The organism is Rhodococcus sp. H29-C3 (assembly GCF_030063405.1).
Classification (GTDB): domain Bacteria; phylum Actinomycetota; class Actinomycetes; order Mycobacteriales; family Mycobacteriaceae; genus Rhodococcoides.
This window is the reverse complement of the sequence record NZ_JASITC010000025.1, coordinates 1-22,720: the sequence shown is the minus strand read 5'-3', so window position 1 is coordinate 22,720 and position 22,720 is coordinate 1. Positions and strand designations below refer to the sequence as shown.

The window sequence follows — 22,720 nt, the reverse complement described above, 5'->3', positions numbered from 1 at the left end:
AAGTACCGGACCATTCCTGCGAGCGAAACAATCCACGACAGTAGCGATTTCGTTCCTCAACTGGCTGAACGAGCGTGGAACTACGCTAGCCGACTGCAGCCAGCACGACGTCGACGCCTGGTACGCAACCGGCCCCTCCACCCGCCAACACGCGGAACGATTCCTCTACTGGGCACGCTCGAACAAACTCACGCCCAAGCTGGCCGTTCCCCGCCACACAACAGGCACACACGAGCTGGTCGGCGAGGACGAGCGACTACACATCATTCGCGCCTTGTTGCTGCACGACGACCTGCCCGCCGTCCACCGCATCGCCGCATGCTTACTCACCCTCTACGGACAATCGATCACACGCATCGTCGCCCTGACCATCGACGACGTCCGATCCACAAGCAGCGGAGTCAGCGTGAAGCTGACCGATACCTGGGTCGAGCTGCCCGAACCGATCTCGCACCTCCTGCGCGAGCATCTGGAGAAACGACCCAACACCAATACCGCCAGCAATGCGACGTCGAGGTGGCTGTTCCCTGGCACCATGCCCGGCGAGCACCTCAACCGGCAGACCGTCATCGACGCACTCCGCCACGGCGGCATCCCGAGCCGCGCCGTTCGCAACAGCACCTGGCAGCAACTCGTCCGGCAAGCGCCACCACAGGTACTGGCCGACGCCCTCGGAATCAGCGCCACCACCGCGATGCAGCACGCAGAGCGTGCCGGTGCCGATTGGACCCGTTACGCGTCGGTTAGGCAGAAGCTCTAGCTGAAGTCAGACGCCGTCTCGTTAATCAGGTCATCAAGGACCACAAAGAAACTCACGATGCTCGGCGATATGGATGCAGCGCAATCGTCGCTCCACAGCGCTCGGGTCCAGTGCCGGTGACCTGGTTGCACTCGGGGCCGAGCACGGATGTCCTGCTGCTAACGGGGACGCCCAAGTCAGAGTCCCGAGGTCGTGGCCCCTACCGACTTCTCGCCCTTGAGTATCTGGCGCTACCGGTAAGTTCGTGCGAAATCACCTGCAGGACAGCCCATTTATATCCACCGTCACCCAGATGTGTCACCGCGCTCACCGCAATTGAGGCCCCTGCTTGGTGGCTACTGTGGAGGGAGACTCGTCGTAGGTGTCTTTCGTCCCAACAACTTCCGTCAGGTCAGACCTGCCCGGTGGGCGACTATCGCCGCCTGGACGCGGTTATCGGCGTGGAGTTTGACCAGGATTGCGCTGACATGGGCCTTGACGGTGCCCTCCACCAGGTGTAGCCGCCGCGCGATCTGACCATTGGACAGGCCTTCCCCCAGCAGTGTGAGGACGTCCCGCTCACGGCGCGTCAGTCGCTCGACTCTCGACTGGATCTGTTCGAGGCCGGCCAGGTCGTCACGCAAATGGCCGATGACCCACTGTGCGACAGCCGGGGAGAGGTAGGCGCCTCCCGCCGCCAGTGCGTGCACCCCGGCCAGCAGTTCACGGGGGTCGCCCGACTTCAGCATGAACCCCTGGATCCCCTCCCCGATCGCCCGTGCGACGTATTGGTCTTCGCCGAACGTGGTGAGGATGCATGCTGCAGTCTGCGGGACGGTTCGCCCGATCTCTGCGGCAGCCGTAATTCCGTCGAGCGCTGGCATGCGGATGTCGAGAAGGGCCACGTCCGGCCGATGGGCCTGCGCCAGGGCAATTGCCTCCCGGCCGTCCCGAGCCTGCGCCACTACCGTTACGGCGGGATCAGTTGAGAGCACGGCTTGCACGCCCGCCAGAATCATTGGCTCGTCGTCCGCTAGTAGGACGCGGATCATCCTGCGCCTCCACGGGGTACGCGCGCTATGAGTCGGAAGCCTCCGTGGTGGGGCCCGGCGGACAGGGTGCCGCCGCATGCCTGCAGGCGTTCCTTCAGCGCCACGAATCCTGTCTGTGAGCCGGGACGGCGACGGAGCGACATGTTGGGCGGAGTGTTGATGACCGTCACCTGAGTTTCCTCGGCGCTGCTATCGATCTTCACGGTGACGGCGGATCCGGGGGCATGGCGTGCAGCGTTGGTGATGCCTTCCTGGATCACGCGGTGGATGCAGCGGACCACTGGGATTGCCGCGTCCTCCGGGCCGTTGCGTTCGAGGGTCATGTCCATGCCTGCGTCAGCCGCTCGCCGGACCAAGCCGGCGATGTCGGGGCTAGTCGGTCCCCAAGCCACCGGACCGTCGCCGCGCAGCATTCCGATGACCGCAGCGAGCTGGGTGATCGCCAATGAGGCACCGGCCCGAAGCTCCGAAGCCGCACCTTGATGTCTTGACGTCAGGGTGGTGTCCATCTCGATCGCACCGGCGCGCAGGGCGAGCAGGTTGAGCTCGTGTCCCAGCGAGTCGTGCATGTCCTGCGCGATGCGACTGCGTTCCTGCAGGCGAGCTCGCTGGGCCGCCTCATCGGCCAGCTCGTCCTGCTGGTGCAGGTACCGACCGCCGAGCCACGGGGCGCCGCAGGCCAGGCCGACGACGAGCAGGGTCACACTCCAGGATGACCCGGTGACCGCGCTGAGCGCGATTGCGCTGACGACCCCCGCTCCGAGGATCGCCGCCGCCCCGCCGACGTGCCTGGCCCGTCGGCCGGCGACGCCGGCGACCGCCGCGGCGACGACGCACAGCGCGACTGCCCAAGGCGGGACCACACCTCGCATGCCCTGCCCAGCGACGAGGCTGAGGATCACGCCTGTCACTAGCCATGCTTGTGGGTAGACCCCGGCCGCGAGCACCCTCACCGGCTGACTCCCACGCCCGCTCATGACGACGATTCTAGGCCCCACAACGGCCGATCATCTGAAGAGAGCGGAGTCTCACCGCCACTACGACTACGCCGATCGTGGTCGCGACCCCGAACCAGATCATCAGGGCCGGTGAGTACAAAAGCAGCTGCTCGTGGGTGAGGTCTCGACCCCCACCGATCCACGATCCCAGCAGCCGGGGCAGCGCGATCAACAGCAGCAGCGGTACGAACCACGCGGCGAGCCGCAGCGCGGTTGTCCACCACCGGCGGTGGGCGGCCGTAGCTGCCCACGCCCCGGCACGTCTTACCGTGCGCACACCGAGCCCGATGCTGAGCAGCGTCACGGCGGCCAGCACCAGGTCGATGTAGAGTCTGGTCGCGGCAATCTGTTGCGGCTCTTCGCCTTCCAGGATCGCTGCAACCCCGTCCGCGAGTAGGTACGGGCTCTCGTTGCCCAGTCCCAGGCCACTGTTGCTCATGATCGCGATGCCGTGACCCGATGGCAGCAGCATCTGGTACGCCGTGTAGGTGAACCAGACGCCGCTGTGACCCCATCGACTCTTCTGATCCCGATCCCACCCCAGGCCGTACGGCTGATCATTCGGCGTCGAGCGCATGAGGTCGATGCTCTCCGGTGCGGCGAGACGTTCACCATCGGCCGCCATCCCCTCATTGGTCTGCATGATCAGCCACTTCGCCATGTCGTCAGCGGTCGTGATCAGGCCGTCGGAGCCATTCACGAATCGCTCGGGTTCGGTCGCAGCGACGGACGCGCCGTATAAGTAGGTGTGTCCCTTTGACACCCCTTTTGGCAGGTCATCGGGCGTCGTGTCGATGGTGGTGCTGTCGTCCATCGCGAGCGGATCGAGCACCTGTTCGCGCAGGTAGTCGGCGAACGGCTGCTGGCTTACCACCTCGACCAGACGGGCGGCCAGGTGGTAGTTCGTGTTCGTATAGTGGTGACGGGTCCCAGGTGTCTCTGCCAGGGTCGCGTCGCGGGCCCGCTGCTCGGCGGCCTGGATGCTGTGTGGTTGCGGCAAGCTCTTCTCGCGCAAGGTCTCGTCGCTGATGCCTGACGTCTGGTTCAGCAGCTCGCGGACAGTGATCTTCGAGCTGCGGGGGTCGTCCACTTCGAAGTCGGGCAGGTACGACTGCACCGATTCGTCCAGAGCGACTGCACCGGACTCGACCAGCTGCATGACGGCAAGTGCTGTGAAGGACTTGCTCACCGACGCCACCGGCATCGGGGTGTCGGCCTTCATGTCCGCGCCGGTGGAGTCGTGCCCGTAACCCGCGGTCATGAGAACGTCGCGACCGTGGGTGATCGCGAGCGAGACCCCCGGGTACCCGGACCGATTCATGTAGTCGGTTACGTACTTCTCGATCTCGGGCGGATCGAGCTCGATGGGCGCTGCCTGCGCCGATTGCGTCGGCAGCAGGATCATGGCCACCAACAGGGTTGTTCCGAGTAGGCCTCGGACACGTCGAAGTCGCATCCTCGTACGCTACGAATTCGGTACCTCCCACACCTGACCCAAAGGTCGGTCAGTGACCCCGACCTTCGTCAGGGGTCAGTCGATAGACGCCGCTTCCCGCAGAGTCCTGGCCGGACGCGCTTCAACTCAGCCCGACAACCTCAAGATTGGGAGCTTATGAAAGAGCCGTCTCAGTTGCGGAAACAACTCGTCACCATCTAATACGTCGCATTACCGGTAAATGCCATATTCAATTACTGGCCTGTACCGTTCACCCAGCGACCGAATACGTCACCTGATACGCACAGTCGCCGCCTGGCGCGAACTGCAGACGCCCGGGTGCATCGCAACTCCGTTAAATCTGCAGTGTGGATTCGATGCTCTTCCGCCGCGCCTCAACACTTCGACAAGCAGGCCAACCATTCTTCACTAACGAGGCCTGCAGGACCTGGTCCGCCGCATGTTCCTCATACGACCACACGCCGCGGCTGCGCGGCACTGTAGACAAGTGCCTGATGTGCACCGGGATCGGCGATCAGCTGATCAATTGCTGTGCTCGCGCGCATCCAGGCTTCGACATCGGCCGAAAATCTACCGACGAGGGCTCGACACTCTTCGACGATGCTCGCCGGAGTGTATCGAAGTTGGCCACCTTGCACCTGGCCCGGCTGAGGAAAACCGAAAACGACGCTCTCGCAGTGGTTTACTCGATTCCGTGCCCAGTTCAGACGCTGGCAAACTTTCTGTGCTGCCGACATGTCCAGTGTGGGTGATTGCGGCCCTCGCCGGTTGAAGCACCCTTCAAGCGCCGGCACCCACAGCGTCGCTTCGTGGTCGACATCGCGTGGTGTTCGCAACAACCCGGCCCAAAAGCCCATCATCAACGCTGCAACTACCTTGTCAGCTGCAGGGACAGTCGGCGCACGATCTGACTGCCGGCGAGATCGCCGGGGTGTCAGTTCCTCGTACGCCTGCTCAACCTTGCTTCTGCCGTCGCCGGAAAGCCCCGCTCCACTCGTATTATCGAACCAACGTGCACCATAGCGAGCCCTCAGGGCCTCGTGCATTTGCTGACGCAGTACGACCTCGACGATCCGCAGGTGGCTGTGAATGTGCGATGCCAGCTTCGCATCCAAGAGGTACAACGCCAGAGCAGGTCCCTCGTGGCCATTACACGCTCGACGGAACGGAGCGAGGCGCGAACTGGCTGTCACAGAGGCCAGGGCTGCCTCTTGCTGAGGGGTGGGTTGAACGAGCACGCTGCACACGCTACAGTTGGTCACATATTCCCGGCCGCGTCCGGGTTTCAGAAGCCACCGTCGCCCGTCAGGGAACGGTGGCTTCCTTCGTTCGGTGAGTAACAACCGCGCATGAACCCTGAACCGGTCGTAACTGGTGGCTCAGCGCGAGCTACGGTGCCGGGCGGTATGTCGCGCAGGAGCGCGAAGTTGAGCCTGCGCCGTGACGCTCGGCGGAAAGCTCAAGCACGGCCAATTTTTCGCGCAGTTCGTGGTTCAGCGCCACGCCGGGCAATCTTTGGCACCAGCGCAGGGACCTTGGGCGCGTTCACACCGCAAGGTGTTCGAGCGCAACCGCATAATGTGTCAGTGCGCCCTGAAACCACAGCTCTGCTCGACATGACCGCTCCCGTGGTGGTTGTCACCGGCGACTCCGGCACAGGTAAATCGTCGGTCTTGCTGGCGCACCAGTCCGAACTCTCTCGCCGCTCCGTAATTGCTCCACCACCGGTCACCTGCACCTTCGACAGCGGGTCTTTACAGGTAGCGATCCTGGACGGCCTCGTCCGCGCATTGACTGATTCAATGGCCAACCGGACTTTATGGCGCAACATCGAGCACCGACTCGAAAACGCAAGTCGAGAAATGGCCGTCGACATCGGCAAGGGCCTTGCCAAAGCCGTGTCTCAGGAAGTCATGGCTCAGGTGAAAGAACGCCTCGGTGAGCATGCGGGCGAGGGGATTTCAACATTTTTCAAGACCTTGAGGCAGGACACGACCGCCGACCTACGGCGGGACCTCAAGTCTAGAAGTGACACCAACGTCGTCAAGCTTCTCGCCCGGCTGTGCGATGAAGTTTCCGCTGCCCTCAAACGCAACGTGGTGCTCGCCATCGACGAATATCAACGTCTCACAGATGACGACCAACGTGCGCTTGCCAGCCTGTCCCTCGCACCTCCGAAACGTGCACGATTCGTGATCGCCTGGTCATCTGCTGCGCATGAGGCTCTCGGCGGCCTCACAAGGCTGCGTGAGACGAACTGCGGCGAGGTCGTCGTCGGCGGACTCAGTAGCACTGACGTCCGTTCGATGCTTACCCGAGCTGGACTGGCAAGCACCCACACCGAGCGCGTGCACTTCCTGAGCAACGGATTCCCGCTGATCGTCGAAGGCCTCATCGGACAAATCCGAAGCGGCGGAACACTGGACGACTACACACCACCCACGGCCTTCGTGCGGTCGCTGGAAGATGCACTTGCCCGCCTCCCAACGAATGCCCAGGTCGCAGCCCGACAACTCTCGGTCTTCGAGCTGCCTCCTACCGAATCCACCCTCGACGCCTATCTCGGTATCAGCGCAACGCAGCGCGGGGTGATGCGGGAGGCACTCGAACGAGAAAACATCCTCAGCGTCGAACGCAACGGGCAACTCTGGTTTCACGAAAGCCGAAGATCCCACCTATGGAACCGCATGCTCAGTGAATCCGAACGGCTCGAGATCGGGCAGCCTGCGTATTCGGTACTCCTGACTCAGTATCGGCAGGACGTCACCGCGTCCACCGGTTTGATGGTTCCTATCGCGCACGTCGCCCGATTCGCAAGAGCGAGCCATGCCGCGAATCCGCAGCTGCAGAAGATCCTCGATCTCTCGCCTGCAGAGCTGGCGGTTCTGGCGTCCGCGATCGAGCTGGAGATCACCGCCCCCGGACGCGAGCAGGATCGATATACGCCACCTGAAACAGCACTCATCTACGCACACAACGTCTTCGGCGTCGACCGATCGGCCGCACTCAGTGCACTCCCGGATCTGTCGGAGCAGGGCTTCATACAGACGCTGGACCGGCCGGAGTGTGTCAACGCAGACCCAGATGTAGCGGTCACTGTCTCGAGCGACCCTACCGACGAGGACAACATCGTCTTGAACGGCCGCATACAGGACGTTCTCGGAAAGACCGTCATCCCACAGATCACGGACCGCCTCGTACGCGAGCACTTCGAAACAGTTCGCTTGGAATCGACGATTGTAATCACCAGCACCGGCAGGTCGGACGCTATCGAGTTGGTTCGAAACGCGCTCGATTATCCGTTGTACCGGTTCAATCCTTTGAGACGAACGGTCTACCCACTGATGGCTCTGTGGATCGACTACGGCGGGCATCCCATCAGTCTGGCTGCGATCTTCAATGGAACCACCGATCTACAGAAAGCGAAGAAGGCAGCAACGGCCGTAGACGAGATGTCCTACGGGCGTCGTGTCAGAACCGTACGGACCTTCGAGGACCAGAAGTCCACGATCCCGTCGATGCGACTGTTTCGAGCTGTCTACTTCGGGACCGGGCGCCCAGTTGCGGGCGACGCCGGCGCCACAGGTAATTGGTCGATGATCAATGACGGGCCTCCCCTGCCGGTGACCGAGTACGCCCAGCGTCAGATCGCGCTTCTGGACATCTTACGGACGCGTGTGGGCGATCTCGAGCGGGAAGTCTATGCGATCAACGAGCCAAGGGGGGCCGCCGTAGGGCAAGCGGCTGACAACGCCTTTTTCTTTGTGGAGCTACGTGGCAGCACGCGTGTGGTCGAGTTGAGTTTGGAACAGATTACATCGCTCATGAGTGAAGAGCCTTTCAAATTTGCCCGTTTGGAGCGCCTTTTGGAGCTGCGACGTGGAGAGAAGGTGCAGCATTTTGTAGGACGCACCCAGCCCGACGGCTTGATCGACGACCCGGTGGTGTCGATGCTCGACGATCTCTGGACGGCAGCACGAGAGTTCAACAAGCATCAACCACGCTGCCGAATCAAACTGCGCAAAACGGCACTGACGCAGCTCTTGCGGGACGCGCACATCCGAGATACCACGCTCGGCCGGGAATTGTCGGAGCGGCTTACTATCGGCGGCTGGCGCGGGCACAGGCCACAACACGCGCTCCGTGTTGCCATTCATCCAGGAGACGGGCTTTTACCGCCTATGGTCACTTACACCCAGCCGATAGGAGACCCCTCCGACGTGCAGGTGCGGTTTCTTCCTCGCACCGCGCGTCCCACAACGCCACAGGAAACATACTTCCTGGCATTCGGCGAAGAGCCTCAGAGCGAACCGTACGGAGATACCGCGGCTTCGGCCATCGCCGGACTTCTTGGATTCATGGATGACGAAATCGAACTGGTGCAGTAGCGAACCTGGCACTCCGCAGGAACTTTTAGTTCAGCCACCGAATCGCGAGTGCTGCACGTACGGAGTGCAGCGCGTCAACGGTGAGGCCCGGGCCCTGAACCATCAGAATCCAGGGTCAGTGACGCTGGTCGGGGCCTGACATAGGGGCTGTTTATCAGCCGCGCCCATGCTGAGAGCCAAGCTCGGGATCTCCCCTAGTTTTCTCCGTCTCGACGTGTCCATGGTTCAGTCGCGTTCGGCCTGCACAACGCAGTGTGGCGCGCAGCCACCGGCGCAGGTACCCGAGGAGGCGGCGATGTCGGGGCGGTCGGTGAGGTAGTCGGTGAACCAGCCCGACAGTCCATCTCAGTGCCGTGCATCGACGGGAGAGCTCAGGGTCCAGCCGTGCTCGGCCTCGACAACAAGACCGACCTCGACCGGAAGATTTCTGCGCAATATCTGATCTTGAACTGGGCGGACCAGAACGCGAAGTAACCGCCGGACCGCATGTGGCAGGGCCAGGCGCACAGGTTCGACCGACATGCCGCGAGCCATTCATCGCGGCCGGTGGGGTGTCATTGCGCAGGAGGCCTATTGCTGGGGCCAGCCGCGGACGAGCTTGTCGGTGCTCGCATGCAGTGCATGGACGCGATCGACGAGGTACGTCGGCCACGACCGCGCGGTCTCCGGGTTCGGGACCAGGGCCGAGGGGGCGGCGACGATGCCCGCGAGCCTTTTTCGCAGAGGGGCGTATGGCCCCGTCGGCTTCGGATCCGATGAGGGCATCGCCGGAACCGACATCGCGATTCTGCTACGTCGGTCAGCCGAGAAACAGTGTCGACTACAAATTCAAACTCTGATTAATCTGTTTGTGCACAGTGGATTACAGGGAAATTTGGGTAGGCGTCGACCAAGAGGGCCGCCAAATCGGCTGAGCGACTGATTCGAGCGCTGCGAAGTGCGCGATGACCGCAGCAAGTTGAGGATGCGGGGGCGTTCGGTGGATCAATGAAATCGGGTAGACGAGAGTCGGATCGGTGATGGGGATCCGACGCAAATTGTGGCCGGTCGGCCACATGTACCGATCTCGCGCGCCGACGAGAGTGGCGACGTCTGAGGACTCGGCAAGAGTGTCTAGGAGCACTTCGTCACCGAAGTGCGGTCCAGCAGAATCGATCCGAAGACCGAACTCGGCGGCGAGCTCCTCATAGAACAGCTGCCATTCGCTCCGAGGCGCGATACCGGGCACCCATATCCGGTGACCTTTCAGCTGCTGCGGCTTAACACTCTTCGAGCCGGCCAGTGGATGGCGTGGGCCGACAAGCAACTGCACTGGTGAATCGAACATGTGGATCATGCGCACATCGTCTGGGAACGTGGCAGGGTCGGTGACGGTACGGAACGTGGCATCGACCTTTCCCGACTGGACAGCTGCAACGGCGACGTGTGGATCATTGACCCGCAGAGTCACCACATCCAGTTCGTCGGCCGGGCGTGCACGCCAATACTCATGCAACACAACCGCTTGCGCGGTACGCAGGCCGAGAACATCGATCCGCAGTGCCCGCGAGCCGGGGTTGATCGCAGCGATGGCCCGATCGACATCGCTCACGATGCGGCGAGCGTGCGGAAGGAACGATTGGCCGTCGAGAGTCAGCTCCACACCGCGAGCAGTGCGGTTGAACAGTCGGACCCCGAGCTGACGCTCGAGTACCGCCACGCGCTTGGAGACCGCTTGCTGGCTCACCCCGATCTCGGCAGCCGCATGCTGCAGTTGCCCGAAATCGGCAGCACACACGAACGACCGCACAGATTCGGTATCCATTGCCACAGACTATAACTTTCTACAACCATCGGTTGTGACGCGCGGAGATTCGGTTGATTGATCCGGAGCGCAGCGAGCTGGTGTGATTCGATGCGTCCCGGATATCCGAGTTGGTAAACCAAAGGAGTCGCATGCCTGCCGATTTGGGACGCGAATTCAGGTGGTTGTGGGCGGCCTACGCCACGAGCACCTACGGCACGTGGATTGCCTTCGGCGCGTTCCCGTTGATCGCAGTGCAGGTACTGGACGTGCCAGCGTTCGCGGTGTCGCTGCTTGAGGCCGCTGGATTGATGGCCGCGGCAGTGATCGCGTTTCCATTGGGGCCGTGGGTCGAGCGCCGGACCAAACGGCCCGTGATGGTCGCCGCCGACCTTGCGCGATTCGTGGCGATGGCGAGCGTCCCCCTGACGTATTTCCTCGGCGTACCGACTTACGGCCAACTATTGGTTGTATCGGTCATTTCCGGGTCGGCGAGCATCGTGTTCGCCGCCGCGTCGGGTTCATACCTCAAGCACCTCGTCGGACGAAATGATCTGCTCGCCGCGAACAGTCGATTCGAGGGAACCAGTTGGCTGGCCACAGCGACCGGCCCACCAGTGGGTGGTGCACTCGTCGGTCTACTCGGCCCGGTGGTCACCGTTGCAGCCAACGCGTTCAGCTTTTTGATGTCCGCGTTCGGGGTTGCCCGTATCAGCGGCACCGACGTCGCGGTCGATCCCGAAGCTGATGCCAGGTTGCGGGTAGCGGATATGTGGGTAGGTTGGCAATTCATCTATCGCGACCACGTACTGCGGCGACTGTTCCTCAATTCGGTTCTGGTGGGTGGTCTCATCATGGCCACCAGCCCACTACTAGCTGTTCTCCTGCTCGGCGAATACCACTTTCCCGCATGGCAATACGGGCTCGTGTTCGGGGTCCCCGCACTCGGCGGCTTCTTTGGTGCCCGCCTCGCTCCCCGTTTGGTCGATCGGTATGGCGCATACAAGGTCATGCTCGTTTCAGGCTGGCTACGCTCGATCTTTCCGATCGGTCTCGCGTTCGTACACCCCGGTGTCGGCGGTCTTCTCACCGTTATCATCGTCGAAGCGCTGCTCATCACGTGCATGGGAGTGTTCAACCCGATCTACGCAACCCAGCGACTTCGACGCACCCCGCCTCATCACGCCGCGCAGGTCCTCAACACCTGGAACGCCGCCGGCAAGCTCGTACAGGCTGCGCTCATGCTGATCTGGGGCATGCTTGCAACACTCACCAGCCCGCTCGATGCCATCACATGGTCCGGCCTACTCCTCTTCGCCACCCCACTGCTACTCCCCCGAAGGTCAAGCTTGGCCAATCACGAGACCACCACACCGCAGTTGCCGTACTTCAGACCGTAGAAAATGGCCGCGAGAAATTAAGCGCGCTCGGCAGACGCGATGATCAGGCCGCTACCTGTCGAGGACCTGGGCACGGCCTCAACACATCGCGGTACCGGTATGCCTAGACCGGGCTAGCCGCCTTCGAGACCGCACCGTCGAGGACACACCGCCGACTGGCGTGTCCCCGGTGAATGGGGCCACCCCGTTTTAGAGTCTTGTCGCCTACGGGCTGGGCGGATAGACATCCCAGGTCCGTAACTTGTCAAGTTGCGGTGGGTTGTTGCGCTGTTCGGTGTTCCCAGGCGAGGTGTTCGCAGCCGCGATCGAGGACGTCATCGCTGATTCGCGTGGTGCCGTCGTTACGGACGATTCCGCTCGCCCGTAACCGTTCTACGGGAATTGACCGTTCACATCGATCCATACACTCCTACGCACGCCCGAAAGCCAAGGCCACGTTGTGCCCACCGAAGCCGAATGAGTTGTTGATGGCGTAGTCGATCGAGCCACGACGAGGAGAGCCGTGAACGACGTCCAATCCGATCTCAGGATCCGGTGTATCGAAGTTCAACGTGGGCGGCACGACACCGTCGCGAATACTCAGAACGGTAAGGATGGACTCGAGCGCACCGACGGCACCGATGGAGTGCCCGAGAGCAGACTTCGGCGCATAGACCGACGCATGATCGCCGATGGCAGCTCGAATTGCTTTGGCCTCAGCCAGATCTCCGATGGGCGTAGATGTTGCGTGCGCATTGACATGCGAAACGTCGCTTTTCAAGAGTCCAGCAGTGGCGAGTGCCCGACCGATCGCGCGCGCCGCCCCCGCACCGGTGGGGTCGGGTGGGACGAGACTATAGGCGTCCGAGGTGACCCCCGCTCCCAGTAGCCGCGCATGGATCTCCGCGCCTCGGGCCTTGGCGTGTTCCTCGGTTTCGACGACCATCAACGCTCCTGCTTCTCCGAAGACGAAGCCGTCTCGATCCCGATCGAACGGGCGAGATGCCCTGTCTGGGTCATGGTTTCGTGTGCTCATCGCACGCATCATCGAGAACGCTGCAATCGGCACCGGGGCAATGTGCCCTTCAACTCCCCCGGTGACGACCATGTCCGCATCGCCCATGACGATCATCTTCCACGCGTTGGCCACTGCTTCCGAACCGGACGAGCACGCAGACACCGGTGTGCTCACTCCTGCGCGGGCACCGAGTTCGAGGCCAACGCAGGCAGCGGGCCCATTGGGCATGATCATCTGCACCGCCAGTGGCGACACCTTCCGATAGCCGCCGCTGTTGAGCTTGTCCACTGCGTCGATGAGTGCATCACCTCCACCGAGGCCGGTTCCGATCGACACTCCGAGTCGGTCGCCGTCGACATCGGGTCGACCTGCGTTCGTCCACACTTGACGTCCGAGCACTGTGGCCATCCGCTCGACATACGACAGCCGGCGCATCTCCACTCGAGAAAGCAACGTATCCGGCTGCACCTTCAAACATCCGCCGATCCGCACCGGCAAGTCGAACTCCTCCACAAACGGCGCATCGAGGGTGCCGATACCACTCTCGCCCGCCAAGAGGCGCGTCCATGTTGACTCGATGTCCCCGGCAATCGAGGTCGTTGCCGCGAGAGCGGTCACGACGACGGATGGGAAAGCTCCGTTGGTAGAGAACGGATTACGGACGCGCGTCGAGTTCATGGCTCTATGCCTACCGGTTCACAGGCACCCGCGTCAAGCAATAAATGAAATGTTCGCTACACTAATTCCGTGGCACGAACACATGACCTTGCGCGACGGTCCGAGCTCCTCGCTGGCGTCGTGGACTACATCGCGGACAGGGGGCTGGCCGGGCTGTCGCTGCGTCCGGTCGCTGAGTACCTCGACACCAGCTCGCGCATGCTGATCCACTATTTCGGTAGCAAGGAAGCGATGCTCGTTGCCGCTCTCGAAACTCAGCGACCGGACGTGTCCGCACTGTTCAGCGACATTGACAACGTGGAGCTGCTTCGGGAAAGGCTTTTGGAAGCATGGGAATCGAACTCCGAGGGCAGTTCTTCGCGTAGCACTCGAGTGGTGCTGCAAGTGCTCGCCGAAGCTGCAATCCAAGGCGGCCCGTTCCTCGACTACGCACAATCGGCAACGGGCGACATAGTCCGGGAGCTTGCCCGTTCTCTGCGGATCATAAATCCCTCGCACCACGACCCCGAGGCGGTCGCGACCATTCTCGTCTCGGGTGTTCGCGGATTACTGGTGGACAGATTGGTGACCGGGGACCACGACCGGGTGGACCGCTGCGCGCGCCTGCTGATCGAACAGACGCTCCCCGCACCGCTGACAGGCGAATCTTGATGCCGCATTCGGTTGCGTGGTCGGATAATGCTCTGCAGCAGAGCGTCTCGGAAGCAATGATCGGCCCAGGGATTTCGGACAGTGGACCCGCTTAGAATAGGGATCTACTGAAATGAGCCAGTCCAGCATGAGCAGATCGCGTCGATCGTTCAGTCCCGAGTTCAAGGACGAACTGTGCCGAGAGGTCATCGACTCCTCCAAGCCGATCAGCGAAGTCGCCAAGGCCTACAACGTCGGTGACGACGGCACTGTCACGTTAATTGAAACCTAGCAGCGAAGCCTGTTTGGGACAGGCCGCTACGGGGCAACGCCGGGCCGTTCACTTTCAGACGACGGCATCGGTCGCGGTGATCTCCTGCCAGACCGTGAAACGGTCGGCCATCTCAGCACGCCATTCGGGTGCGGTCAGTCGGTGGCGGCAGGGCCGGAAATGCGGTGAGATACCAGAGAACGCGGACAGGAATCGTTGTGCGTGCCCGGGAGATGTGAACCGTTTCATCGCATGTTCTCGCTGTCGGGTGGGTTGATGCGAGTTCTCGGCCCGGTTGTTCAAGTACTTGGATCGGCGATGCTCGACCGAGGCCAGCAGTTCGCGGTGCGCGACCTGGTAGCTGCCAAGCTTGTCGGTGACGATCACCCGCGGCACATAGCGCAAGCCCTTGAGTAGCTTACGGAAGAATCGCTTGGCGGCGTTGCCATTTCATCGGGACTGGACCAACACATCGAGCACGTTGCCGTCCTGGTCGACCGCGCGCCACAGATAATGTTGGCGGCCATTGATTCGGATGTACACCTCGTCGAGGTGCCACTTGTCGCCGGGCCGGGACCGCCGTCGACGCAACTGGTTGGCGTAGGCCTGCCCGAACTTGGCGCACCACCGCCGGATCGTCTCGTAACTGACCACGACACCGCGTTCGAGCATGAGTTCCTCGACGTCGCCGAAGCTGAGCGGGAACCGGAAGTACAACCACACGCAGTGGTTGATAATCTCGACCGGGTAGCGGTGGCCTTTGTACGACGGCATCGAGGTGCTCACCTCGCCGATTCTCCCAGTTTGCCGCGTTCAACAACGTGACAGTGCCACCTCAGGTGACTGGCGATCACGCAGCGTTGTGACGAATGTATGGGTGAAACTGACCACGACACAGGTCCACACCAGCAGTTTGATCCAGTTCCATCCCGTTCCAGCACTCACGACGGACCCAATGACTGATGGTCCAGCCACACCCACCATGAACACCAGGATGAACGCACTCAGCCAGAGGTCGAACCTGCGGCCTCCAAACCAGCGCGGACTTTTCACGACGCTTGCACCTGTCGATAATCCGTAACTGCCATGAACGAACACTATCGAACCGCGGTAAGAGTTCGCGCATTTTCGAAGCATGCGATCGCTGCCCGACATGCCCAGTTTCGTCCCACCTCGGACCGACGAATAAGTCCAGCCGCTATAGCGGACTTACCCAGTGATTTATCGCGAGTCGTAAGAAGTGCGAACTCGGACGCCATCCCGACGAGGTCTCCGAGGTAAGCGCTGCAGTCGTGGCGTACCTGGCTATGACCTGCGTCGGGCTGATCCTAGCGGAGACTCGAGTCGAATCTGTTGGTGTCGCTGGTGTGGTTCGGCGTCGAGGCTCGTTCGAACCGCATGTGGTGTCACCTGCTACGTCGTGTGGATATTCGCAATTACTGCGAGACTTTCGCGTAGATTGCGAATGACGGGCTGGGGGGTCTGCTGATGAGACGTGGTGAGTTGCCGCCTGGTGCGGCGCAGTTGCAGTTTGCCGACTTCAACAACGTGACAGTGTTATCTCGAGGCTGGGCTGTGATCGACCGGTTTCGGTGAAGCTCAGATGCCGGGGTCGATACCTCGGTTCGACTCGACAGCTCGATCTGGCTGAGCGTCGATGGGATCGCCACTGCCGCAGGAGAGCACCGAACGGGGCCGGCGCAGCCGAGGTCATCATCGAAGCAGTGCATGCGTGGATCGAAGTCGACGAGCAGCTTGTCTGTGAGATCGTGTCGGCGCAGGCACGTGCGACCCTCATCCGCATACCCTCCTCCCTAGACGAGTAGGAGCACCCATGGCTGATAAGCAGACTTCCCCTGAGCAGTCACAGAACACATCTGAAGTCACGCCTGCCGCCATGCGTGATCTCCTCGCCCTGGTCAGCACTCACCGCCGCTCGATGACAGCAGCTCTTGTGCTGCTACTCGTTTCTGCGTTGCTGTCGCTGGCGCAACCAGTCCTCGCTGGACGAGTGATCGACACCGTCGCCGACAGCGGGACCATCAGACCTCTACTGTTGTTGCTCGGAGCTGTGTTCGTCGTCGATGCGGTGATACAGGGAATCGGACAATTCGTTCTTCTGCGCCTCGGTGAGACCGTCGTACGTGATCTCCGAACTCAGATGCTCTCTCGACTGATCCGCATCCGTATTTCCGTGTTGGCCGAGCATCGCCTCGGAGACCTACTCGCGCGGGTGTCAACCGACACTGTCGCCCTACGCGGTGCCGTATCGCAGAGCTTGGTGCATCTGATCAGCGGCGGACTGACCGCCGTAGCCGCCGTTGTTCTGATGATCATCGTTTCCCCTGCACTGTTTCTTCTCGTACTGATCACATTCGTGGTCGCGGGCAGCGCGTTTGCATTGGTGTCATCGCGCATCCAGAGCGCCTCGCAGCTCGCTCAGGAACACACCGGCCGGATGACCGCCGAACTCGAACGTGCACTCGGAGCCGCCAAGACGGTGAAGATGAGCCGGGCACAGAACCGGGAAATCGCCACTCTCGCCGGATCCGCCGACGATATCTATCGCGAGGGGGTGCGGGGGGCACGCCTGATAGCGACCGTCACACCGGTGATCAATCTGGCGTTGACAGGGTCATTCCTACTGGTGTTGCTGTTCGGTGGCATCTGGGTGACCAACGGTAAGATCACATTGGGTTCCCTGACAACGATGCTACTTCTCGCGCTGTATCTGGTCGTACCTGTCGGCGATGTGTTCAACGCCCTCTCCGAACTGAAGGTCGGTATGGGCGCACTGGGCCGGATCAACCAGACTCTCAATCTACCCGTTGAAGACGACCAGGAGACGGCGACTGTAGCCGACGCACCGGCGCCGGCTGCGACGACCACGAACGGCCCAGTCCATGCGCACACCTCCCAGCCCGTTCCCGCCGTCGAATTCCGCAGTGTCGGGTTCTCCTACCGAGACGACACTCCGGTGTTGCGTGATGTGTCCGTGACGATTTCACGGCAGAGCTACACCGCACTCGTGGGACGTTCGGGTGCTGGCAAGTCGACAATGTTCTCACTGCTGTGCGGCTTTCACCCACCCACCTCCGGACAGATACTCATCGACGGAGTCGATATCACCACCATCGCGTTGGATGGACTTCGAACCAAGATCGCGCTGATGGAACAGGACGCACCGATCCTGCACGGCACGCTCCGGGACAACCTCCTCTACGCCCACCCGGACGCCACGGACGCGGCGATCGCCGATGTACTCGAGCACGCCGGCATCGCTCCCATCGCGGAGCGTTCACCCGCTGGACTGGACACCCCGGTCGGAGACCGCGGAATCTCACTGTCCGGCGGGGAACGTCAACGTCTCGCATTCGGTCGCGCCGTACTGTCCCACCCCACTATCGTCCTGCTAGACGAACCCACCGCCATGCTCGACACCGCTACCGAAACAATCCTCGCCCGGCAGATACGTGAACTGAGCCGCACCGCCGCCGTACTCGTCATCGCCCACCGCCCCTCCACCATCGAAGCAGCCGACAGCGTCGTCATGCTCGACGACGGGGCCATCGCCGCAGCCGGGCACCACACCCAACTGCTCCGAGAATCCCCTGAGTACCGGGCACTACTGGGCCACACGACCACCGACGTGCGAAACACGCTCAGCGAATGAGGCAGGATCGCCCACGACACCGACTTCGGCGATCCTGCCGACGCCGTACCGGGGTATGCACTGCAGACCGCCGCGACCCTCCAACTGGCCGATCACACCGCCACAACACTGACAAATTCCGGAACGCCGATCGAAAAACGACCAGATAGATGAGATCAAATACGATCTTGACTCGGCAGCAATCGAAACAATTGGCACCCAACGCAGCACAGAACCCCGTGCCCCCAATCGTCCGGATTAGGCCAATCGAAATCGACCCAGAACCGCAGGCGCACGCCGCAGATGAGAGTGGGAGTGTGCACGCGTCTTCTGAACTAGTGCAGTCGTCTTCTGAAACTGACAGACGAGTCGACGAATCGACCCTGCAGGAATGAACTCAGACGCGATCGCCGACCGAACGCCTGACCGAGCGCGAACCTCGCCGACAGACGAGGTTACGAACCACAAGCAATCGGATGGGTTTGCCACACTCGCGAAGTTGGTCGATTCATGCCCCGAAATGCAGCGTTTCGTGTTTGAACAGCGATCAATTTGGACTTGGCTTCGGATTCCTACAAGCGCATAGGACAATTAGGCGATGGGACCAGTATCCGGCGATTTCACCTTGACGATGGACGAGTTGCGGGTCGTTGCGCGTTTCGCTGCATACAGTGCGGAGACGGTACTGCCAGATTTTGAAGCCGAACTTCCGAACGACCCGCGCCCACGCGCAGCACTGACATTCGCGAACGGAGCACCACGAACCAACCTTCAACGAACGACTGCGTTCGCTGCACACCGCGCCTCGAAAGAAGCAACTAGCCTGAGGATAGGAGCACAATCCTTCGCTTAGCGCGTGCGCGAACCGCCTCCGAAGGACGCATCTTCAGTGACGAGGAACCAGCCGAAGCCGAATCTGCAGGAAATCAAGCACGTCCCACGGACTGCACTTGCCTTACGGTTGGCGATTCATGTTGGAGAGCAGTTCCCGGTAGGCGGACCGCGCCGTCCAGTATGACGATCGTCGAAATGCGTACCACAAACCGCACAATCGCTCTGAGGCGAATACTTGATCCAACGTCTCGTCTTCGAGACCGCAGCGCACTTATGGACACCGGATGCCAGAAGGCGTGTGCACCTGGGGGAAACCGCTGGAACTCGTACGGTCCTCTTCTGGAACCGACAGTGCCGCTATCTACTATCAACTCTGGCGGGCAACCTCGAAGGGACTGAGCAATCTCTTAATCGAAAGGACCAAACCCGATGGACACCAACATGATTACGTTCGGACCAGAACGAATGATCATCGACAACATGCTCGACGACAACAGGCACGCACTGATCGAGACCGCACGAGGACTATCCGCCACAGATGCCCGTCGGCGACTCGTCTCATCGTTGACGACACCGATCACGCTGGTGAAGCACGCCGCAGTAGCCGAGCGGATCTGGTTTCAACGACACTGGGCAGGCATGAGCGAATCCGACTGCGATGGACCCTGCTCCTGATGACCCAGGAATTGGCCAGGCACGCCGGCCACGGCGACATCCTGCGCGAGCAGATCGACGCACGCGGCTCAACCCCTGCAGAGCTCACCTGAAGGTCTCAGGTCCGGCGGCGACTCCCGTACCAATACGTGTGAACGAGCCAGGACTAGCGGTCGACTGCACCGTCCCACTCGATGGCGAGCCGCTCATGTACGCCGCGATCGGCACCGACAAACCACGACAGTTCTCACTAGGCCTCGCCCAGGGACAGATCGTGCGCAGATGCCGCGCACCACGGTGCGCGCAGATCCGAGACAGTTCATCGAGCCTCACTTGAGAGGCAGCGTCCGCAGCGCGATAGATGATCAACCGCACATCAGGATCACCGAGCGGAGGCAGAACATCGAAATCGACCGTTACCGCACCCACGAGCGGATGATTCATCGGCTTTGCACCAATTCGTCCACGCCGGCCATTCGCCCCATTGTGCTTCTCGATGCCCGGTGCAGGGTGGCTCCATCGCCCCGCGGACACCACACTGGGCACATGGCAGCCGAGCTACGTTCTTTGACCGTGCGCGTCGAGACCAGTCGTTGGAGTGAAACGGTTCTCACCGATGTGGACCTGAGCGTCCCTGCCCGACAGATCACCGCTCTGCTCGGCGGCCCGGGCGCCGGGAAGACGATGATTGCCTACGCCCTGACAGGCCGTCTTCCCAATACCGCGCAGTCCACCGGCGACGTACTAATCGATGGCACCGTCGGCTATATCCCGCAGGACGGCATCGATGCCTTCCTACCCGACCGTACCGTCGGCGACCAACTCCGCACGCTAGAACAGCGGCACGGAGCATGGACCGTCGCCCGAGCGTGTGCGGCGGCCTACTACCCTGCCGATGCACTGAAACTTTTGCCAAGACACAACTCGGCCGGCCAGATCCAACGTGCCGCCGTCGCTGCGGCCTTGCTCGCTACTCCTGATGTTCTGATCGCGGACGGCCCGACTGCCTCCCTGGACCAGGGCACTGCATACGGGGTGTGGAAATCACTTCGCGAATACGCCGATAACGGCGGGGCTCTACTCGTGGTCACCGGCGACGTCGAGCTTCTCGCAGCCACTGGACACGCTGACCGTCTTGTGGTCATCGGGGAGGGGAAGGTGCTCGCCGCCGGAACGGCAGTGGAGTTGTCCAAATCTACGGACCAGCGGGTGCAAATATACTTCCGAACCTGACCTGGCGCTTGACACAACTTGAGCTCGGTCGAGTGTCAGTTCGCGTGAAGCGCGGGGTTGGTTGCATCGCGGTTTTGATCGAATCCGAGTCGGGCACTCATTTCAATGGTTGGCCCGACGCGGACTCTGCGATGGTCCGGTTCCCGGCCAAAGTCCTTGTAGCTGCGAGAGCGTGTTGCACATCCTGCTCGAGTAGGTAGTGGTTGATCGCAATTGCAGCCCTGGATCCCGCGCCGGCGGCATTGATCAACTGCGCCGGTGAATCGACGACATTGCCGGCGGCCCACACACCGGGAACACTCGTTTGTCCGGCTGGATCAACAGTGACCCAACCGTTTTCGCCGACAGCGCACTCCACACCTTTCAGCAATTCGTCATTCGGTATGAAACGCGGCCCGACAAAGATGGTTTCCCTCGCCTCTATCCGACCGTCAGCGAGCTCGATCCCTCTCACCCGCCCTTGCGCCGACACCACCCGCGCAATACGGCCTTCGATGATTCGGATCCCGAAGGCAATCAACCGCTCTCGCTCCGGTTCGGTCAGAACGATCTCGTTCGGGAAGAACACCACGTCATTTGCCCATTGGCGAATCAGTAGTACTTGGTGCATTGTGAACGGCCGGTTCTCACCACCGAGTACCGCAACTGCGGTGGTCCTCACCTCGTATCCGTGGCAATACGGGCAGTGAAGCACACCGAGACCCCACTGCTCGCTAAGACCGTCGACTTCTGGCAGTTCGTCGCGAAGTCCCGTCGCTGCCAAGATTGTCTTCGTTCCGATCGTTGTGCCATCGACGCACTGCACGACGAAGCCGGCGCCGCTTGACTCCTGCACCAGGCTGTTGACCTTGGTTTCCTTCATTTCACCGCCATAGGAAAGCAATTCTTCTCGTCCAGCCGCCAGCAGGGCGTTCGGGGCCATTCCATCTCGCGATAGGTACCCATGCAGATAGGACGCTGGCAGATTACGCGGTTGGGCTGCATCGATTACGAGCACCTTGCGGAGTGCTCGGGCCAGTACTGTTGCGCCGCTCAATCCGGCGGCACTCCCGCCGATGACGATTGCGTCGTATGCGTTCATAGTTCCCCTCGAAGTGTGCTCATCTTGCGGCCGAATACTTTGTGCAGTGCGCTTTTCACGTCGGCTGAATGGCTGCCTCGCCTCTTTTGTGGATGAATTCGAATCCCAGATGTTGCCGGGGAGGATGTAGTGCCACAGGCGTCTGGGCTACCATCGGAAAGTATCAGATTGTTCGCAAGTTAACAAAAGTTGGTGAAGATGTCCGCTCCGTCACTCAGAGAACGCACATGTGCTCTCTGGAGAAGCTCCAACCCTGAACTCGACACCTCACCTATGGAGATCGTCGCTCAACTCAAGCGCATCACGGGACTGCTCGAGCTCGCGGTGGAGCCGATCTATGTGCGTGTCGAACTCACCGTGGCGGAGGTAGAACTTCTTGTTCCCTTGCGTTATGCGGAGGAGTCGGTAACTGCCATCCGGCTCGCAGAACTTCTAGGGATGTCCCGAGCCGGAGTCAGTAAAGCACTGGGCAACCTCGAAAAACGCGGGTTGATTTCTCGTGCCCGAAACCCGGCGGATCGACGTTCGGCGACTATTGTGATGACCGAGTCCGGGAGAGCCGCAATCGACCATGTCTTTCCTCTCGAACTGACCGCCCACGGGAAGCTTTTCAGTGGACTCGGTGCGGCGCGGGCCGATGTTGTCAACGCCCTCGAACTCCTGGCCGAGGTCATGGAATCCGGACTCCTCGGCCCTGCGGATGCGGTGAGTCGTTGACGGCCAGGTTGGGAAAATACACGAAGGTGAAGGGGCTCTTCGATCTTGAGCGGGCAACCCTGGCCCTGAGCTCATTCGGCGCGTCTACCAGCTGAAAGCCCTTGGCCCCTGAAGTCTGGATGTTGCGACACATTCCGACTGCAGAAGGAACCAAGGG

At 61.4% G+C, this 22,720-nt stretch carries 18 protein-coding genes and 4 pseudogenes; 14 read left to right on the top strand and 8 right to left on the bottom strand.

The annotated features are described in order from the left end of the window. Positions 1-760: site-specific integrase (locus QMK32_RS24140; protein ID WP_502943754.1), on the top strand; the 760-nt coding region annotated here is incomplete at its 5' end. A 386-nt stretch (positions 761-1,146) separates the two neighbouring features. Here the strand turns inward: QMK32_RS24140 and QMK32_RS24135 are convergent. From QMK32_RS24135 to QMK32_RS24125, 3 genes are read right to left on the bottom strand one after another with little or no spacing between them, the layout of a single operon-like run. Continuing rightward, on the bottom strand, positions 1,147-1,791 hold the full coding sequence (locus QMK32_RS24135) for a response regulator (protein WP_283478054.1): 645 nt from the start codon (positions 1,789-1,791) through the stop codon (positions 1,147-1,149). Next, positions 1,788-2,768 (bottom strand): sensor histidine kinase, encoded by a 981-nt coding sequence (locus QMK32_RS24130; protein WP_283478053.1) that lies wholly within the window; start codon positions 2,766-2,768, stop codon positions 1,788-1,790. Before QMK32_RS24130 ends, QMK32_RS24135 begins: the two co-directional genes overlap by 4 nt. Positions 2,769-2,778: 10 nt before the next feature. Continuing rightward, complete coding sequence (locus QMK32_RS24125; protein ID WP_283478052.1) at positions 2,779-4,245, bottom strand: serine hydrolase domain-containing protein; 1,467 nt, start codon at positions 4,243-4,245, stop codon at positions 2,779-2,781. Positions 4,246-5,831: 1,586 nt separating this feature from the next. Here QMK32_RS24125 and QMK32_RS24120 point away from each other — a divergent pair. Next, entirely contained in the window at positions 5,832-8,633 is a 2,802-nt protein-coding gene (locus QMK32_RS24120) for an ATP-binding protein (RefSeq protein WP_283478051.1), read from the top strand. A 348-nt stretch (positions 8,634-8,981) separates the two neighbouring features. Then, the gene (locus QMK32_RS24115; RefSeq protein ID WP_283478050.1) at positions 8,982-9,107 is read left to right on the top strand and encodes a hypothetical protein; all 126 of its coding nucleotides are present in this window, start codon (positions 8,982-8,984) and stop codon (positions 9,105-9,107) included. Positions 9,108-9,203: 96 nt separating this feature from the next. Here QMK32_RS24115 and QMK32_RS24110 read toward each other — a convergent pair whose 3' ends face one another. Both QMK32_RS24110 and QMK32_RS24105 read right to left on the bottom strand, forming a co-directional pair. Then, complete coding sequence (locus QMK32_RS24110) at positions 9,204-9,398, bottom strand: hypothetical protein (RefSeq protein ID WP_283478048.1); 195 nt, start codon at positions 9,396-9,398, stop codon at positions 9,204-9,206. A 97-nt stretch (positions 9,399-9,495) separates the two neighbouring features. Beyond that, positions 9,496-10,437, bottom strand: a complete 942-nt coding sequence (locus QMK32_RS24105; protein ID WP_283478047.1) for a LysR family transcriptional regulator — start codon at positions 10,435-10,437, stop codon at positions 9,496-9,498. 131 nt (positions 10,438-10,568) lie between these two features. On the opposite strand from QMK32_RS24105, the gene QMK32_RS24100 reads away from it, so the two are divergent. Further along, positions 10,569-11,816, top strand: a complete 1,248-nt coding sequence (locus QMK32_RS24100) for an MFS transporter (protein ID WP_283478046.1) — start codon at positions 10,569-10,571, stop codon at positions 11,814-11,816. Between the two features lie 409 nt (positions 11,817-12,225). Here the strand turns inward: QMK32_RS24100 and QMK32_RS24095 are convergent, their stop codons facing one another. Further along, a complete protein-coding gene (locus QMK32_RS24095; RefSeq protein ID WP_283478045.1) occupies positions 12,226-13,491 on the bottom strand; it encodes a KasA/KasB family beta-ketoacyl-ACP synthase in 1,266 nt (421 codons plus the stop codon). A 69-nt stretch (positions 13,492-13,560) separates the two neighbouring features. Between QMK32_RS24095 and QMK32_RS24090 the strand changes: the two genes are divergently transcribed. After that, on the top strand, positions 13,561-14,142 hold the full coding sequence (locus QMK32_RS24090; RefSeq protein ID WP_283478044.1) for a TetR family transcriptional regulator: 582 nt from the start codon (positions 13,561-13,563) through the stop codon (positions 14,140-14,142). Between the two features lie 127 nt (positions 14,143-14,269). After that, positions 14,270-14,386, top strand: a pseudogene (locus QMK32_RS24085) (transposase); the annotation flags it as partial. 81 nt (positions 14,387-14,467) lie between these two features. Here the strand turns inward: QMK32_RS24085 and QMK32_RS24080 are convergent. Next, positions 14,468-15,166, bottom strand: a pseudogene (locus tag QMK32_RS24080) (IS6 family transposase). A gap of 818 nt (positions 15,167-15,984) precedes the next feature. Here QMK32_RS24080 and QMK32_RS24075 point away from each other — a divergent pair. The 7 genes and pseudogenes from QMK32_RS24075 (at position 15,985) to QMK32_RS24060 (ending at position 20,765) form a co-directional block, all read left to right on the top strand. After that, entirely contained in the window at positions 15,985-16,218 is a 234-nt protein-coding gene (locus QMK32_RS24075) for a hypothetical protein (protein WP_283478043.1), read from the top strand. An 8-nt stretch (positions 16,219-16,226) separates the two neighbouring features. Next, positions 16,227-18,065, top strand: coding sequence for an ABC transporter ATP-binding protein (locus tag QMK32_RS24070; RefSeq protein WP_283478042.1), 1,839 nt, complete (start codon positions 16,227-16,229; stop codon positions 18,063-18,065). 577 nt (positions 18,066-18,642) lie between these two features. Next, complete coding sequence (locus tag QMK32_RS25310) at positions 18,643-18,897, top strand: putative immunity protein (RefSeq protein WP_349307591.1); 255 nt, start codon at positions 18,643-18,645, stop codon at positions 18,895-18,897. 410 nt (positions 18,898-19,307) lie between these two features. Then, positions 19,308-19,475, top strand: a pseudogene (locus QMK32_RS25305) (mycothiol transferase); the annotation flags it as partial. Then, positions 19,406-19,552 (top strand): annotated as a pseudogene (locus tag QMK32_RS25495) (hypothetical protein); the annotation flags it as partial. The pseudogenes QMK32_RS25305 and QMK32_RS25495, both read left to right, overlap by 70 nt. Further along, positions 19,553-19,645: a mycothiol transferase gene (locus tag QMK32_RS25490; protein WP_502943755.1), complete on the top strand. Its 93-nt coding sequence runs from the start codon at positions 19,553-19,555 to the stop codon at positions 19,643-19,645. It abuts the pseudogene before it with no gap. A gap of 433 nt (positions 19,646-20,078) precedes the next feature. After that, the gene (locus QMK32_RS24060; RefSeq protein WP_283478041.1) at positions 20,079-20,765 is read left to right on the top strand and encodes an ATP-binding cassette domain-containing protein; all 687 of its coding nucleotides are present in this window, start codon (positions 20,079-20,081) and stop codon (positions 20,763-20,765) included. Positions 20,766-20,862: 97 nt separating this feature from the next. Here QMK32_RS24060 and QMK32_RS24055 read toward each other — a convergent pair whose 3' ends face one another. Continuing rightward, positions 20,863-21,846: an NAD(P)/FAD-dependent oxidoreductase gene (locus QMK32_RS24055; RefSeq protein ID WP_283478040.1), complete on the bottom strand. Its 984-nt coding sequence runs from the start codon at positions 21,844-21,846 to the stop codon at positions 20,863-20,865. Between the two features lie 273 nt (positions 21,847-22,119). Here QMK32_RS24055 and QMK32_RS24050 point away from each other — a divergent pair, with 273 nt between their 5' ends. Continuing rightward, positions 22,120-22,563, top strand: coding sequence for a MarR family winged helix-turn-helix transcriptional regulator (locus tag QMK32_RS24050; protein ID WP_283478039.1), 444 nt, complete (start codon positions 22,120-22,122; stop codon positions 22,561-22,563). Positions 22,564-22,720 lie beyond the last annotated feature (157 nt).